Raw genomic sequence first — 16,526 nt, 5'->3', positions numbered from 1 at the left:
CCTTTTATTTGGACGACCTGACCGGTCGAAACAAAGTGCCGGCATAACGCCGGCACTCATTATTCACCACATTGTAACCTGATTTAACAGGTTATGCTTGTTGAGCCACCTTATCTGACTCTTCACGCAACGCTCGGCGCAAAATTTTACCAACATTGGTCTTTGGCAACTCGTCACGGAACTCCACAACCTTTGGCACTTTATAGCCGGTCAGGTGTTCACGACAGTGCATGATCAGCTCTTCGCGGGTCAGACTAGGGTCGCTCTTCACTACGCAAACCTTCACCACTTCACCTGAAACTTCATGTGGTTGACCGATAGCAGCAACTTCCAACACTTTGTTATGAAGAGCAACAACATCTTCGATCTCGTTCGGGTACACGTTGAAGCCTGAAACCAGGATCATGTCTTTCTTACGATCGACAATGTGCAGGAAGCCCTCATCATCGAAGCAGACAATATCACCGGTTGACAGCCAGCCATCATCGGTCAGTACTTCTTTTGTCGCTTCCGGACGCTGCCAGTATCCCTTCATAACCTGAGGACCACGAACCTGAAGTTCACCGGTTTGATCATTTGCCAGCACGTTGCCTTCGTCATCAACGATGCGTACTTCTGTAGAAGGAACAGGCAGGCCGATAGAACCATTGTAATCCACCAGATCATACGGGTACGCCGCCACCAGCGGCGAACATTCTGTCAGGCCGTAACCTTCCAGCAGGTAATTACCGGTAATTTGTTTCCACTTCTCAGCAACGGCACGCTGTACCGCCATACCACCGCCAACAGATAGGTGCAGGTTGCTGAAATCCAGCTCGTGGAAATCTTCATTGTTCACCAGGGCATTGAACAGGGTGTTTACCCCGGTCAGCGCGGTAAACGGATAACGCTGCAGCTCTTTTATAAAAGTAGGGATATCACGCGGGTTGGTGATAAGCAGGTTGCGACCACCCATTTCAATGAACAGCAGGCAGTTCACCGTTAGGGCAAACACGTGATACAGTGGCAATGCAGTCACAATCAGCTCACGACCTTCAGTCAGAACCGGACTATAAGCTCCTTTGGCCTGAATCACATTAGCCAGCATATTTCGATGAGTCAGTTCAGCACCTTTTGCCACACCAGTTGTACCACCGGTGTACTGCAGGAATGCCGTGTCATCTCCGGACATAAACGGTTTAACGTATTGCATTCGACGGCCTTTGCGTAGCGCTGAACGCATAGAGGTCGCGTGAGGAAGGTGGTACTTCGGCACCATCTTCTTAATATATTTGACAACAAAGTTAACCAGTGTGCCTTTCGGGCGGGTAAGCTGATCACCCAGGCGAGTAAGAACAACATGCTCAACACAGGTATTCTTAACGATAGATTCCAGAGTATGGGCAAAGTTGGACACGATCACGATTGCTTTAGCGCCGGAGTCATTCAACTGATGTTCCAGTTCACGCGGGGTATATAGCGGGTTAACGTTAACCACCACACAACCGGCACGAAGGATACCGAACAGAGCAATCGGGTATTGCAGCAGGTTAGGCATCATCACCGCAACGCGGTCACCTTTTTGCAGCTTAAGCTCATTTTGCAGATAAGCAGCAAATGCACGGCTACGCTCTTCCAGTTTGCGGAAGGTCATCACCTGCCCCATATTGATAAATGCTGTCTGATCTGCATATTTCTGTACAGATTGCTCGAACATTTCAACCAGCGACGGATATTGATCCGGGTTGATTTCTGCCGGTACATCTTCCGGATAGCGGTTAAGCCAAACCTTATCCACTTTGCACTCTCCTTCTTTTTCTGACCTAAGGTCAGTAATTACTGCTTTGGGGTACAACTAACGTTTGCCGCCGCCACTAAAGCACAGTTAACAAACATAAATAACGAATTTGAACCGTTATTTAAATTCAGAGCCGAACACAATAATGTGCTCGCACACAGCACTCGGGCTCTCGATATGGCAGTGATGGCCACCATCGACTTCAACCTGAGTGCTGTCATGCAACCAGAGACGCCCGGCCTCGGGTTGCTTAAGTTCTTTAAATCCGCAATTTCCCACTATCGATAGCACCGGACACTGAATTTCAGTCATTAATGCCCTAGCATGATCATGAGCTATACGATAGAGAGAATCACAACGCAGCCTGTTATCATGACGCCAGTACCATTGCTGGCCATCCTGATAAGTCGCACGTTCAACCAGAGGCGTCAATTGCTCCGGTGATAAACGGTTAACAGCACAACGCAACTCCAGAGCTTCCTGAAAAGACTGCATATACCTTGCTGCCCGCAGCTCAGCACGCTGGCGATAACGCTGCCGGCTGCCAATACCATCACGCAATCTTTTAGCGACATTTTCCGCAGATTCATGAAGAGGAGCCAAACCTTCTATCATGACCAGCCCTTTAACCTTTTCCGGAAAAGCTGCAGCATAACTGCCGGCAACCAGAGCCCCTAGCGAGTGGCCGACAAGCAACACCTCATCGGCAGGAAGCATCGCAATCAACTGATTGAGGTCATCGACATAATCAAAGAAGTAATAGTAATTATCTCTTCCCCTCGGCTGAGAAAGACCATGGCCCGGCCAGTCAATCGCAATCAGGTGATAGTACTTAGCTAATAGCGGAAAAAGCCCGTCAAAGCTGGCCGCATTATCCTGCCAGCCATGCAGAAAGACTAAAAAAGGCTTGGTTGCTTGCAAATAAGACAAAGGCGCAGATGGCTTTACCACCCCGCCCTGATGCTGAAATGAACACAGACCAGCCAACTTTATTTCCGCCAGCTGGAAATAGGTGTTGTACATTACGCCCGACACAGAACTCTCTCGCTCGATATAGAACTACAAGTTTATTTGGTTACCCGCTGGGTAACTTCTCCGCGAGTAAAGCCAATGCCGTAACTGCTTACCGGACAACGAAGACCGACACAGTTAAAGTTTCGTTCGAAATCATCGAGCCAGATTTCCTGCTTGATCTGCCAAAGCAGATCACCGGATACCTTAATAACCGGGAACTGGTATTTAAATTCACCGACAGTTCCCTGCTCACTACCGCTTACCCGTCCAACCACAGTCAGCAAACGACCTGGCCGGTACTCCATCGGTTCAAGAAAACCGTCAATGTAACCGACAAAGCGTCCCTGTGGTTTCTTATCAAGAATCGGCCTGCCATCTTTGGTTAAAGGCAAACTGACAACCTCAATCCGGGTACGATCTTCAAGGTTAGTAACAGCAGCAATAATGCCCCCAACCCGAACTTCCTGCCCCTGTACCTGTTTGGTCTCAGTAGCAATTTTTCGATAGTCGGTTATTGGTTTTTCAGACTGGGTTTGCAGGCTTTCTGGCACGTTAGCGCAGCCTACCACAAAGACAGCAACCAGCCCAAGGAATAGCGTCCTAAACATCAGATACTCCTGAACAATTGCTCAATATACGCACAAAGGCTCAGCCAAAGCGAAGGTCAGAAAGGCAATCAGACGTAAACATCCACACCGACCAGGGAAGACAGCTCTTCCTTGCGAGCGTGATGCATGACTCCCATGTAGGAATCGACAGCCTGACGGCTTTTACCCTCAGGCTGGTCATATTGAATCTGAGAGTGGGCTTCTTTGATAACTTCCGGATCCCGGACAGTACTAGCCACAGCCTTTGCCACCACGGTCGGCTGCGGCGTAACCGGCGTCGCCTCTGGTTTTTGAACCCGAGGTTTCGGCGATGACGATTGTATCGATGAAGGTAAGCGCTGAATCGAAACCATACTCAAATACCTGTCAGGGCGAAAAACACCAACTTACTATTTATCAAAAACGAACTATTTATCAAAAACTAACTATCGTTCAAGAATAAATTCTTAATAACCACTCTCTGATAGCAAGACTACTCTCGGCCCGGCAGCTTTTTCCAGGTTACCGTGTCGCGCAGATAAACCGGGCTGGCTTGTTCTGCCTCAATCGCTTCACCACGAGCGAAAGCATACTTGGCCAGATGAACCATATCCTGAGAATCCGGATACAAAACAGTCCCTTTTTCCATTTTGACCTTTAGCTGAGCTAGAGGTTCAGCATAACTTTCCCATCCTGTACCGGCAGTTAACCAAAGACCACTATCAGTAGCCTCAAACTGGCTAACCAGAGATTCTGGCTGAATCACCTGCTCACCACCGATAACCTGCCAGTCACCGTTAGCTTTGCGCTGGTATTGACCCCAGTAAACTTCACCCATGCGAGCATCAATAGCAGTCAACACCTGTTCTGCCTGGTGGGTACGGTAAGTTCCCTGTGCCATAGCAGCCAACGTTGACACGCCGAGCATTGGCAAATCAGCGCCAAACGCCAGCCCCTGCGCAATACCAATACCGATACGAACACCGGTAAAGCTGCCCGGACCACGGCCGAATGCCAATGCATCAAGCTGGTTCAGTTTCAGGCCGCCTTCTGCCAGAACGGTATCAACCATAGGCAAAATTTTAGTTGTGTGTTCACGCGGCGCGTACTCACAACGGGAAATCACTTCATCGCCTACCAATAAGGCAACAGAACAGTTCTCGGTTGCAGTATCAACTGCAAGAATTTTGGTGCTCATTCAAGCCTCTGAATGCTGGTCATCACTGTGAACCGGCTCTTGTTTGCCGTTCACCGCAGACAAAAACTGCCCGACACCAATTAAATCCCTTGTTCTCGGGATCGGTGGCAGGCTTCTTAAAAATACAGCGCCATAGTGGCGCGTAACCAAACGATTATCGCAAATTACCAGAACCCCTTTATCCTGCTTATCGCGGATAAGGCGGCCAACCCCCTGCTTCAGGGTGATCACCGCATCAGGTATCTGAACTTGCGAAAACGGATCGCCACCACGCAGGCGGCAATCTTCAATTCGTGCTTTTAGCAACGGATCATCCGGTGCAGTAAAAGGTAATTTATCGATAATAACACAGCTCAGTGCCTGTCCTCTAACATCGACGCCTTCCCAGAACGCACCTGTTGCAATAAGCAGCGCATTACCTCGCTCAAGGTATTCTGCCAGCAGCTTCTGTTTGGTGGTTTCCCCCTGCACCAATACTGGTAAATCAAGTTTGGCCCGGAAGCCTTCAGCAAGATCACGCACCATCTGATGAGAAGTACACAGGAAGAAACAGCGGCCGTTGTTGCCTTCAATAACCGATGCCAGCATATCAACCAGTCGGTCAGCCGTCCCGAAACTGTTTGGCTCAGGCAAAAAACGGGGAACACACAGCAAAGCCTGCTGCTGATAATCGAAAGGACTTTCCAGCGAGAACTGTCGCTTAGGCTCAAGTCCCAGGCGATTACTGAAGTGGCTGAAATCATCATCAACAGCCAGTGTCGCAGAGGTGAAAATCCAAGCTCCCTGCTGCTGTTGGATCTGCTCACGAAATTTCTCCGCCACAGAAAGAGGAGTTATATGCAAGCCGAAATGGCGTGGCGTACATTCATACCAGTATGAATAACCGGTGATCGACGTATCACACAGCCGTTCCAATCGGGCTCTGAGCAGCGTCGTTCGCTCAAAAGCGCTATCGAGTAACTGACTGCGACCAAGTGCCAGTTTAAGTACCTCATGTGCTAAATCGAAAGCATCATTGAGGCGGGTCAGTTCGCGCTCAATCGCCGGACTCTTGATGGCCTCCCGCCAATTACCACGAAAACCGGGCTCGCCCATTACAATCCGTAAATCAGAAGCAGCCTGGGATAACCTGTCGGCAGTTTTCTGAAGCTGACGCATATCCTTCGCTTCAGTGCGATAACCAATCTCGATATCTTTTGCCAATTCCTGGATCTGACGGCTGGTCAGGCTCTGTCCGAAATACTGACTGGCAATATCTGGCATCTGGTGGGCTTCATCGAAGACAAATACTTCAGCTTCCGGGATCAACTCCCCAAAACCAGTTTCCTTAATCGCTAAATCAGCCAGGAAAAGGTGATGGTTAACGACAACTACATCCGCTTCCATCGCTTTGCGACGGGCTTTGACAACAAAACAATCTTCGTATGACGGGCAATCTTTGCCCATACAGTTGTCGTTCGTTGAAGTGATCGTCGGGATCACCGGGCTGTCCTCAGCGATCTCATCACATTCACCGAGATCTCCGGTTCGGGTGGAAGAAGACCAGCTACGGATCTTCACTAGCTGGCTCAATAATGTCGGATCGACATGTGTACCATGACTTTCAGTGATCTGACGACTCAGACGATCAAGGCAAAGGTAGTTAGCCCGTCCCTTCAGCAGAGCGACACGCCCGGTAAAACCCAGCGCATCCATCATCAACGGCAAATCCCGATGATAGAGCTGCTCCTGCAAGTTTTTCGAACCAGTACTGATAATGGTCTTCTTGCCACTGACCAACGCCGGCACCAAATAAGCAAATGTCTTACCGGTACCAGTGCCCGCCTCAACCACCAACTGGGTCTCCGTATTAATCGCATCAAAAACAGCCTCAGCCATTTCAATCTGCGGCTGTCGGGCCTGAAATCCGGGTATGGCTTTCTCAAGCGCGCCACCGGCGGCAAAAAACTTGGCTATCATCCGAAGGAACTATTGTTTATTTATACAGTAAAAGGCTGACTATTATGCCAAGTTTGCCCGGCGGCGACCACGATTAATTAATCATTCACCTGCACACCACGCATCTGAATTCGAAGTTTATTTACTCATCACGATATCTGCTTGGGTGCTGTCGACAATGTCCATCAGTTCCTGCTGTTCCTTACCCGGAATTTCGTATTTATCAAATACCCCTTTCAGCAACACAACCATCTGCTCCCATTCTTTCTGTGTAATATTCAGGTGAGCATGCGCGGCTTTCATCGTGCGCCCATGATACTGGCAAGGACCACCTGTCGCCTGACAAACCATCGCTGTTACATGATATTTCAGGTATGGTGCCGGTACTACTTTACGGGCAGCGTCTATTGCCGGGTTTGCATTGAGTAACTCATCCACCACGATGACATCAATAAAGTCATTCACGACCATAGAAATGGGAGCCAAACCGCCAAGCCGACTGTACAAAGAGTTGGCATCATCTTCCTTTTCCTGAGCTGATGCATTGTTCAATCCGACCAACCAAATCGCCGCCAACATTGCATATAAAAAAGAGTTCAATTGTAGAGACCACATAAGCTTTCTCCTAAATTTCATTGATGAAACCAGCAGCTCATGACCACCTAAAAGAAATGATGGTTTTATAATTATGTTTTGACCCTGAAATAAATACGCGGTAAATAAAAGAGATTGGAATTAAGTTTAGTTCAAGGATGAGTATGGAAACTAAAACCCTCCTGACCGATTGCCCGGATGCAATGGGTCTGATTTCGAAAATCACCAACATTTGTTACAAGCATCAGCTCAACATTGTCCATAATAATGAGTTTGTTGATCACGCCCATGACCAGTTTTTCATGCGCACTGAACTTGAAGGGGTATTCAATGACGAAACCTTCCTGTTTGATCTCGACCGTGCGCTACCGAAAGGCAGTCACCGCCGATTAATCAGTTCGGAACGAAAGCGCATTGTGATCATGGTGACCAAGGAAGCACATTGCCTGGGTGATATCCTGGTCAAAGCGTTCGACGGCACGCTGAATGTAGAGATTGCCGCAGTAGTGGGTAACTACGATGTACTGGCCGATCTGGTCGAAAAGTTCGGTATTCCATACCACCATATCAGCCATGAAGGCCTCAGCCGTGAAGAACATGAAGCTAAAATGATTGCCACGGTCGAACAGTATTCCCCTGATTATGTGGTGCTGGCCAAATATATGCGGATCCTGACGCCAGACTTTGTTGCCCGATTCGCAAACCAAATTATCAATATCCACCACAGCTTCCTGCCGGCCTTTATTGGTGCCAAACCTTATCACCAGGCTTTCGAGCGCGGGGTAAAAATTATTGGTGCAACGGCCCACTTTGTGACCAACGATTTGGATGAAGGCCCGATCATCACTCAGAACGTCATTCATGTTGACCACAATTTCAGTGCGGCCGACATGGCTCGTTCCGGCCGTGATGTTGAAAAATCGGCATTAAGTAAGGCGTTAGGTTTAGTGCTCGATGACAGGGTATTTGTTTATCAGAACAGAACCGTGATCCTGTAATATCTTATACCGGGCTGCGGGATATCCAATGTACCTCGCAGCCTATAATCATATTTCGTTATTCTTCTTCGCTCTCAATCACGGCTTTCAGCGAACAAGGATGCAACTTAATACAGACTCCGTCTTTTTTAAATGCATAAGTCGGATTCGGCAAACGCTCTTTTTCACCGGAAGGTGAACTGGCTTTCAGCTTAATTCCTTTCTCTGCTAATTCATCCCACGCCAGCTCTGGCAAAACCTCGTCCAGCACAACTTTTAGCTCATCGGTATTATTCGCCTCAGCCGGAATAACGAATTCTATATGTTCCCAGCCTTCGTGCGGGTAAGACTTCGCGCCCGGATAAGGCAGCTCCAGCGCTTCAACTGTCCAGTTACCCAACTTCAGAGGCTCATGAAAACCAATCACAATGATCGGACGACCATTGATTTCATTGTTTGACCACTCTTCACCATAAGCCAGCCAGGCCTGATGTAATGCTTCCGCCATCGTCCAATCATTAACTCTCAGAGCTATATGATCAGCCTGGTACGATTCAAGAGAGACGTTCATCTCCTTTGCCAATGCTTCAATGCGGGTTAGAAACGCCGGCAAACTTGCCAGCATTTGTTCAGGATGAAGACCGGCATCAGTCAGCTTCTGCATGTTTTTTCTCCAGTTATTTTTGCGACGGATAGCAAACGCATAATTATCCACAGTTTCGTGTTTTCCGTAACCCTGAAAAGTGTAACGACAAGCCTTGTTGCTCCTTGATTTGTGCATAATTTTCACGTTCTATCCAAACCGAAAAAAAAATCGCAAACAATGACGTTTTCGGGTTGCAAAAAGGCCTAATTTTGTGGGTATTATTAAGGCAATACAACGCACGTATTCGAGATAATCCCTCTTTTCTCTAGAGGATGCCCCGTCAAAAATACTCACGTAATCCTTTTCCGCGTTAATTTTACCTAAATTACCGCTGCCAATGTTCGTGATTATTTTTGACGGTTTTTGCTCCCAGCAACTGTTGAATACCGTGACGTTATTGCCTCGCTAGTGCGTCAAGCTCAAAGCGTAACAAATGATTTGAAGGATAAGCGTGTGAACATTCAAGCACTAATTAACGATAAAGTATCTCAGGCTCTAGAAGCCGCAGGCGCACCAGCAGGTAGTCCAGCAGCAGTTCGACAGTCTGCGAAAGCGCAGTTTGGTGACTACCAGGCTAACGGTGTTATGGGCGTTGCTAAGAAACTGGGCACCAATCCTCGCGAGTTCGCACAGAAAGTGATCGACGTTCTTGATCTGGACGGTATCGCGGAAAAAGTTGAAATCGCGGGCCCTGGTTTCATCAATATCTTCCTGAGCAAAACATGGCTGGCAGAGCGCGCTGAAGCAGCACTGGCTGACGAGCGTCTGGGCGTAGCTAAAGAAGAGCAGAAGACAATCGTTGTTGACTACTCTGCACCAAACGTGGCAAAAGAAATGCACGTAGGCCACCTGCGTTCAACTATTATCGGTGATGCTGTTGTTCGCACCCTTGAGCACCTAGGCCACAAAGTTGTTCGTGCTAACCACATCGGTGACTGGGGTACTCAGTTCGGTATGCTGATTGCCAACCTTGAGCGCGTTCAGAAAGAATCTGGCGAAGTTTCTATGGAACTGTCAGATCTTGAAGCTTTCTACCGTGAATCTAAGAAACTTTACGACGAAGATGCAGAGTTCGCAGAACATGCTCGTAACTACGTAGTTAAGCTGCAGGGCGGTGACGAATACTGCGCTGAAATGTGGAAGAAGCTGGTTGATGTCACTATGATCCAGAACCAGCGTAACTACGATCGCCTGAACGTATCACTGACACGTGATAACGTAATGGGTGAATCTATGTACAACGACATGCTGCCAGGCATCGTTGCTGACCTGAAAGAAAAAGGTCTGGCTGTAGAAGATGACGGCGCACAGGTTGTATTCCTGGACGAGTACAAGAACAAAGACGGCGAACCTATGGGTGTAATTATCCAGAAGCGTGACGGCGGCTTCCTGTACACCACCACTGACATCGCTTGTGCTAAGTACCGTTACGAAGAACTGGGCGCAGACCGCGTACTTTACTTCATCGACTCACGTCAGCACCAGCACCTGATGCAAGCATGGACTATCGTTCGCAAAGCGGATTACGTGCCTGAAGAAGTAACTCTGGAACACCACGCATTCGGTATGATGCTGGGTAAAGACGGGCGTCCATTCAAGACCCGTGCGGGTGGCACTGTTCGCCTTGCTGATCTGCTGGACGAAGCAGAAGAGCGCGCAGCTAAGCTGATCGAGCAGAAGAACCCTGAGCTGGATGCAGAAGAAAAAGCAAACATTGCGAAAACTGTAGCAATGGCAGCTGTTAAGTACGCTGACCTGTCTAAGCACCGTACTACCGACTACATCTTCGACTGGGACAACATGCTGGCATTCGAAGGTAACACTGCACCATACATGCAGTACGCTTACACTCGTGTAGCTTCTATCTTCAAGCGTGCTGGCGTTGAGCAAGCAGACCTGACTCACCCAGTTGTAATCAACGAAGAGAAAGAACAAGCACTGCTTTCTACCCTGCTTCAGTTCGAAGAAGCGGTACAGACTGTTGCTCGCGAAGGCCACCCACACGTTATGTGTAGCTACCTATTCGAGCTGGCTGGTAAGTTCTCAAGCTTCTACGAAGCATGCCCAATCCTGAACGCAGAAGAAGAAGTGAAGCAAAGCCGTCTGAAACTGGCTCTGCTGACTGCGAAGACTATCAAACAAGGTCTTGATCTGCTGGGTATCGAAACACTTGAGCGTATGTAATTTTTATTTCATTTAATGAAATAAGCTAATTACGGGCTAATAATTTAAAGCCTTCTAGGGTATCCTTAGAAGGCTTTTTTATTCGCCATGATCTGTGAAGTCTGGTAGTAGATACCTGAGAACAAGCCAACCATTTCATCTAATCCTGCTGAAGATAACTGTTAATATGGCTTTATTCGCTCAATAACCAGCGCTTTGTCTGGTTGTTATTAATTTGCTTAGGTATTTGTGGCAATTAATGGAATACGACATATGAGCAAAGACAACTTTGTGGAATCAACGGAAACGTTGAAGAAAACCGTACCTTTGATGATTAAGCACAAAGTACCGACAACTCCTACTAATTATGCACTGTGGTATACCTACGCCACTCAGCAATACCCTGAACTCAATCTGGCTATTGATAAACATATCGACGCCGTCGGGCACTGCACGCCAACCATGTGCGAGCAACTGTATCAGGAACACCTGGCCAGCCAGACAGATAAAGATATGACACAGCTCAAGCAAAGCCTGACCGCAATGATGCAGGAGTTGTCCCACTCAATGACAGATACGCTGTCTGAGACAGAAACCTTTCAGGGTGCGCTGGACAATACCTTTGCCAAGCTGGAATCGGCTGAAAAAGAGGGCCTGTCTATCACTGATACCATGGTGCTGGTTCGTGAACTGATCAAAGAATCCAGCCAGATCCGCCTGTCGACCGGTTCATTAAAAAATCAATTAACCAATGCGCAGGATGAAATCATGGCTCTGCGCGAAGCCTTGAGCGAGAGCCAAAAAGCGGCCAATGAAGACGCAGTAACCAAACTACTTAATCGTCGCGCCTTCGAGCGGGATATCCTCGGTTATCAACGTAACAATATCCCTTATAGCCTGATTATCCTAGATATCGATAAATTCAAGAATTTCAATGATACCTATGGCCACCTGCTCGGCGATCAGGTACTGAAAATTGTTGCTAACCGCCTCAATGCTTTTTGTCAGGACAATGCCCAGGCATACCGCTTCGGTGGCGAAGAATTTATTATTATCCTGCCAGGAAAAATGTTGGCATCAGCACGTCACCAGGCAGAGACGCTGCGACGCAGCATCGAAAAAATTTCAGTTCTCGATAAAAAATCAGGTCAGCGAATCAACTCAGTCACCGCCTCATTCGGTGTTGCAGAACGGCAAGTCAAAGAGTCATATGAAGAAGTTATTGAACGAGCTGACAGCTACCTGAACAAAGCCAAGCAGTTAGGCCGCAACAGGGTTCTTCCTCTCAATTAAGTCCTGTGACCAGAAATATTAAAAGGGTATGTGATAAACTACACCTAACCCAAAAAGCAGATCTAAAAAGCCACCATACAAAAATGTATAAGGTGGCTTTTTCTTTTATAAACTATTGGCAGCTAGTTATTCATTGCCCGAAACGTTCACCGCCGCTTTGCAACCAATCAAGCTCTTCTTTGGTCGACAACCGACCATGTACTGCATTGCGGTGAGGAAACCTACCGAAACGCTTCACCACGTTATGATGCCTGACCGCATACTGGTAAAATCCTTCAAAAATAATCGCATGAGCTGGCGATACAGACTGGCGCAGCTGATCAAAACGAAAGACACACTCTTCCTGATCCTCAACCGCTTCTGAATGCTCCAGTGGCAGAAAGAAAAACACCCGCTCAATCGGGCTAAGTTTTTCATCCTGATTAGCGGCCAACCCTTTCTTGCAAATAGCCAGAGCTAATGAATCATAACGAAATGCCGCACTAAGCCCCCGATAAATATTACGGGTGAATTGATCGAGCAGAATAATCAATGCCAATGATCCCTTAGGTTCTTTTGCCCAATGGCTCAATTCACCTCGGCCAGCCTGGCTGACCAAAGCCTGAAAACGTTCAGCAATGAGTTTATCGGTCGCTTCGCCGCCCTGAAACCACAACACATTCCTGTCTGTAGTTGTCACCTCTTCACCAAGCTCGCCAAACCAAAAATCCAAAACTTCCTGATACTCTGCAACCATATCTTTCCCCTTCACACGCTTACCGCTGATCCAGCTTCCTCTCGATAATCCAACGCAACCGAATAGAATAATGAATGCCTGATAATCCGGCCCTGATGCTGTAATCTCTACTGGCCTTTATTGGAATTGGTATTACCATGACAGGATCCCAATGCTGATCCTACTGTGATAAGACCAGCATAACCCAGCCCTCACAGTTCATAACGGTCAATGTTCCAGCCTGTGAGCCGCACTATACATTTAAGGAATACAGCTATGCCGTTTACACTCCATCCGAGATTGGCAGCAGACACAACAGTACTCGGAGACCTACCTCTATGCCGGGTACTGCTTTCCAAAGAAGCTCTGGGGCCATGGTTAATTTTAGTCCCGCGCAAAGATAACCTGACTGAAATCCACCACCTGCCGGAAGATGAGCAATTCCAGTTAATGCGAGAATCCAGTGCTGTTGCCACTCTGCTGGAAAACGACTATCAGGCTGACAAAATCAATGTCGGTGCACTGGGTAACCTTGTTCCTCAACTTCATGTTCACCATATTGCAAGATTCAAAGATGATGTCGCTTGGCCGGGACCGATCTGGGGCAACACGGACGGCACTCAGCGCGAAGAAGCGGTTCAGCAAGCACTGGCTGAAGATTTACGGGAAGAACTCAGCAGTCTGGATGGTTTTGTGACTGTCGAGTAAAAGCTGACATCAAAACCGTCACCAACAAACAAGCATAAAAAAAGAGGCAACCTTTGGGCTGCCTCTCTTATTTAGCTTCATCAGCGAATCACAGTAATTGATAGCTCATCGGTTTTTAACCAGCGATACCAGACTTCGTCAGCACTCTGGCAACAAGTCTCTTTACCGCAACCAACCAACTCTCTGCCCAGTGCACCTTTTCGCACCCAGACATCCAGCATAGCGTCAACACCGTCTTCACTCATACCAAAGTGGTGAGCAAGACTTTTTCGGCTGACACGCCCTTGCTGCTCAATATACTGCTTTAGCTGCTGAAGAATCATAGTGCCAACACCTCTTGAGCTTGCTTCTTACCTTCGCGCTTAAAGGCAATAAACAGAGCGGCATTAATCAGAGCAAAGAAGCCAATCCACATCATGCTGGTTACCGGATGTGCAGTAAAGAATGCCACCTGATAAACCAGAGTTGCGAATGTGTAAGCAAGCAACATAGTCCAACCGGCAATAAACACAGAGAACTTCTGGCCAAACTCACGCACGTAAGCACCCATTGCCGCCGCACAAGGTGTGTACAGCAGAATAAATACAAGGTACGCCATCGCTGCTGCAGAACTTACAAAGTGCGCCTGGATATTACTGAATACAGATGTATCGACTTCCTGAACTTCAGCTACTGCATCAAGGTCAGTCAGCTCACCCACTTCGATACCAAGTGGATCTGAGTAGCTTAAATCAGCCAGGTTCGCAGGAATACTTTCCACCGCTTCCTGCAGGCTTGCCATCAGATCATATTCACCGCCATCTTCACCTTCAGAAGGTGCATACAGGCTGTTCAGCGTACCCACTACGGCTTCTTTCGCAAAGATACCAGTGATAATACCTACAGTCGCCGGCCAGTTATCTTCTTTCACACCGATAGGAGCCAGAACCGGGGTCACAACCTGAGCAGCTTTTGACAGAACAGAATTTTCAGTGTCTTCGTTACCGAATGAACCATCCGCACCCAGCGAGTTCAGGAAGCTCAGGCAGGCAACAACCACAACGATGGTTTTACCGGCACCCAGAACAAACTTCTTAAGCTTCTGCCATGTCTTGATACCAACGTTGCGCATTGTCGGCAGTTCATAGTCAGGCATTTCCATGATGAAACTGTCGCTTGAACCCGGGTACAGGGTGTTGCGTAGAATAAGACCTGTCATAACCGCCGCGAAAATACCCAGCAGGTACAGAGCAAATACGACATTCTGGCCACTTTCAGGGAAAAACGCAGCTGCAAACAATGCGTATACAGGCAAACGAGCACCACAAGACATAAACGGCGCCATCGCTGCAGCCAACTTACGCTCACGCTCTTGTTCAAGAGTACGAGTCGCCATGATTGAAGGTACATTACAGCCAAAGCCAAGAACCAAAGGAACAAAAGCTTTACCTGGCAGACCCACTTTCTGCATCACTTTATCAAGCACAAAAGCGGCACGGGCCATATAGCCTGAGCTTTCCAGCATTGCCAGAAACAGGTACAGACAAGCAATAACAGGAATAAATGTCGCAACAGTCTGGATACCACCGCCGATACCATCAGCAATCACAGTCACAAGCCATACAGGCAGATGATCATCCAGCAGGTAATGACCGCCGTCTACTAGCAGAGCGCCAACACTGATATCGAAAAAGTCGATGAATGCACTACCGATGTTAATGGAGAACATGAACATCAAGTACATAACGATGAAAAAGAACGGGATACCAAAAGCACGGTGTAGTAGTACACGGTCAATCTTATCACTCAGGCTACGGCTTAGTTTGCCTTCCTGGCGACGCACTTTCTGACACAACTGATGCAGGAAGGTATAGCGAACATCGGCAACCTGAACATCAGGGTCAATATCAACCATCAGTTTATTACGGATATTGCAGGCTTTGTTTTTATCACTCTCGTTCAGGCTGTTGATAACCAGTGTGTCATTTTCCAACACACGGATAGCCTGAGCACGAACATTCAGTGTTTCGCTGCTAAACATTGCCTGAAGCTCAGAAATGGCTGCTTCAAACTTACCACCGTAATTCAGCGTCAGATCTTTTACTGCTACACCCTGAGCAAGCATTTTATGAAGCTGAGACTTGAAATCCTGTACTTGCTTGATGTTATTTGCTGACAGCGTTACCACAGGGCAACCCAGTGCTTTTTCCAGTGCTTTCACATCCAGCACCTGGCGCTGACGCTGCAAGGCATCCATCTTGTTCAGAACAACAATCATCGGACGGCCAAGTTCGCGCAACTGAAGAGTCATATACAGGCTACGCTCAAGGCAAGTAGCATCAACAACGTTGATGATCACATCCGCAGGCATAGTCAGAATGGCACGAGATGCAATTGTCTCATCAAGGCTGTTTGCGTCGTTTGCACTGTCAAGGTTGTAGATACCAGGTAAGTCTGTCAGGGCAAAATTATCACCGGCACACTGGTAGTGACCTGTTTTCTTTTCAACCGTTACACCAGCCCAGTTACCAACTTGTTGTTTAGCGCCAGTCAGACCGTTAAATAGGGTTGTTTTACCGCTGTTAGGGTTACCAACAGTAAGAATGTTGTATTCCATTAACGAGTCTCCACTTCAATATTGGCAGCAATTTGTTTACGCAACGCAATATCAACACCACGTACACGCACCTGAAGCGGATCACCAAGAGGAGCAACACGAATAACGGTTACCTCAGTATTAGGTAACAATCCCATAACCATTAACTTCTTCCGTGTCGCTGACGGAAGGGCTGACATTTCGGTAACAATACCGTTGGCACCGCACGACAAATCAGACAATTTCATCTCAAATTGATACCTTAATAATAATAATTTGCATTCACGCTCGCAATCTTACACCTTGAAACACAATAGATCTTGCTTTAAATCAATTTTCAC

General features: G+C 47.7%; 16 protein-coding genes. 4 read left to right on the top strand and 12 right to left on the bottom strand.

Annotated features, from left to right (window positions below):
- Positions 1 to 91 precede the first annotated feature (91 nt).
- The 7 genes from fadD to C942_RS01725 form a co-directional block, all read right to left on the bottom strand.
- Positions 92 to 1,777: a long-chain-fatty-acid--CoA ligase FadD gene (gene fadD, locus C942_RS01755; RefSeq protein WP_007461785.1), complete on the bottom strand. Its 1,686-nt coding sequence runs from the start codon at positions 1,775 to 1,777 to the stop codon at positions 92 to 94.
- Positions 1,778 to 1,894: 117 nt separating this feature from the next.
- Positions 1,895 to 2,812 carry an alpha/beta fold hydrolase gene (locus C942_RS01750; RefSeq protein ID WP_232428121.1) on the bottom strand — a complete coding sequence of 306 codons (918 nt, stop codon included), beginning with the start codon at positions 2,810 to 2,812 and terminating at the stop codon, positions 1,895 to 1,897.
- A gap of 32 nt (positions 2,813 to 2,844) precedes the next feature.
- A complete protein-coding gene (locus C942_RS01745; protein WP_007461780.1) occupies positions 2,845 to 3,399 on the bottom strand; it encodes a Slp family lipoprotein in 555 nt (184 codons plus the stop codon).
- A 68-nt stretch (positions 3,400 to 3,467) separates the two neighbouring features.
- The gene (locus C942_RS01740; protein WP_007461778.1) at positions 3,468 to 3,752 is read right to left on the bottom strand and encodes a hypothetical protein; all 285 of its coding nucleotides are present in this window, start codon (positions 3,750 to 3,752) and stop codon (positions 3,468 to 3,470) included.
- 119 nt (positions 3,753 to 3,871) lie between these two features.
- The gene (gene tsaB, locus C942_RS01735) at positions 3,872 to 4,576 is read right to left on the bottom strand and encodes a tRNA (adenosine(37)-N6)-threonylcarbamoyltransferase complex dimerization subunit type 1 TsaB (protein WP_007461774.1); all 705 of its coding nucleotides are present in this window, start codon (positions 4,574 to 4,576) and stop codon (positions 3,872 to 3,874) included.
- Positions 4,577 to 6,535, bottom strand: a complete 1,959-nt coding sequence (locus C942_RS01730; protein WP_007461773.1) for an ATP-dependent DNA helicase — start codon at positions 6,533 to 6,535, stop codon at positions 4,577 to 4,579.
- A gap of 117 nt (positions 6,536 to 6,652) precedes the next feature.
- A complete protein-coding gene (locus tag C942_RS01725) occupies positions 6,653 to 7,129 on the bottom strand; it encodes a group I truncated hemoglobin (protein ID WP_007461771.1) in 477 nt (158 codons plus the stop codon).
- A 137-nt stretch (positions 7,130 to 7,266) separates the two neighbouring features.
- Between C942_RS01725 and purU the strand changes: the two genes are divergently transcribed.
- The gene (purU, locus tag C942_RS01720) at positions 7,267 to 8,106 is read left to right on the top strand and encodes a formyltetrahydrofolate deformylase (protein ID WP_198160094.1); all 840 of its coding nucleotides are present in this window, start codon (positions 7,267 to 7,269) and stop codon (positions 8,104 to 8,106) included.
- A 58-nt stretch (positions 8,107 to 8,164) separates the two neighbouring features.
- Here the strand turns inward: purU and C942_RS01715 are convergent, their stop codons facing one another.
- Positions 8,165 to 8,749, bottom strand: coding sequence for a VOC family protein (locus C942_RS01715; protein WP_036798471.1), 585 nt, complete (start codon positions 8,747 to 8,749; stop codon positions 8,165 to 8,167).
- A gap of 435 nt (positions 8,750 to 9,184) precedes the next feature.
- Between C942_RS01715 and argS the strand changes: the two genes are divergently transcribed.
- Both argS and C942_RS01705 read left to right on the top strand, forming a co-directional pair.
- On the top strand, positions 9,185 to 10,915 hold the full coding sequence (gene argS / locus C942_RS01710; protein WP_007461765.1) for an arginine--tRNA ligase: 1,731 nt from the start codon (positions 9,185 to 9,187) through the stop codon (positions 10,913 to 10,915).
- Between the two features lie 252 nt (positions 10,916 to 11,167).
- Positions 11,168 to 12,187, top strand: coding sequence for a GGDEF domain-containing protein (locus C942_RS01705; RefSeq protein ID WP_007461763.1), 1,020 nt, complete (start codon positions 11,168 to 11,170; stop codon positions 12,185 to 12,187).
- 130 nt (positions 12,188 to 12,317) lie between these two features.
- On the opposite strand, the gene C942_RS01700 is transcribed toward C942_RS01705, so the two are convergent.
- On the bottom strand, positions 12,318 to 12,923 hold the full coding sequence (locus tag C942_RS01700) for a DUF924 family protein (protein ID WP_007461761.1): 606 nt from the start codon (positions 12,921 to 12,923) through the stop codon (positions 12,318 to 12,320).
- Between the two features lie 255 nt (positions 12,924 to 13,178).
- Here C942_RS01700 and C942_RS01695 point away from each other — a divergent pair, with 255 nt between their 5' ends.
- Positions 13,179 to 13,610 carry an HIT domain-containing protein gene (locus C942_RS01695; RefSeq protein WP_007461760.1) on the top strand — a complete coding sequence of 144 codons (432 nt, stop codon included), beginning with the start codon at positions 13,179 to 13,181 and terminating at the stop codon, positions 13,608 to 13,610.
- An 80-nt stretch (positions 13,611 to 13,690) separates the two neighbouring features.
- Here C942_RS01695 and C942_RS01690 read toward each other — a convergent pair whose 3' ends face one another.
- Genes C942_RS01690 through C942_RS01680 form a run of 3 tightly spaced genes read right to left on the bottom strand, consistent with a single transcriptional unit; the run spans position 13,691 to position 16,433 of the window.
- On the bottom strand, positions 13,691 to 13,933 hold the full coding sequence (locus tag C942_RS01690) for a FeoC-like transcriptional regulator (protein ID WP_007461758.1): 243 nt from the start codon (positions 13,931 to 13,933) through the stop codon (positions 13,691 to 13,693).
- A complete protein-coding gene (gene feoB, locus C942_RS01685; protein WP_007461756.1) occupies positions 13,930 to 16,206 on the bottom strand; it encodes a Fe(2+) transporter permease subunit FeoB in 2,277 nt (758 codons plus the stop codon). The genes C942_RS01690 and feoB overlap by 4 nt, the downstream gene beginning before the upstream one ends.
- Positions 16,206 to 16,433 (bottom strand): FeoA family protein, encoded by a 228-nt coding sequence (locus C942_RS01680; RefSeq protein ID WP_007461754.1) that lies wholly within the window; start codon positions 16,431 to 16,433, stop codon positions 16,206 to 16,208. Before C942_RS01680 ends, feoB begins: the two co-directional genes overlap by 1 nt.
- Positions 16,434 to 16,526 lie beyond the last annotated feature (93 nt).

The sequence above is a fragment of the Photobacterium marinum genome, from assembly GCF_000331515.1.
GTDB lineage: Bacteria > Pseudomonadota > Gammaproteobacteria > Enterobacterales > Vibrionaceae > Photobacterium > Photobacterium marinum.
This window is presented reverse-complemented; position numbering and strand designations above follow the sequence as displayed.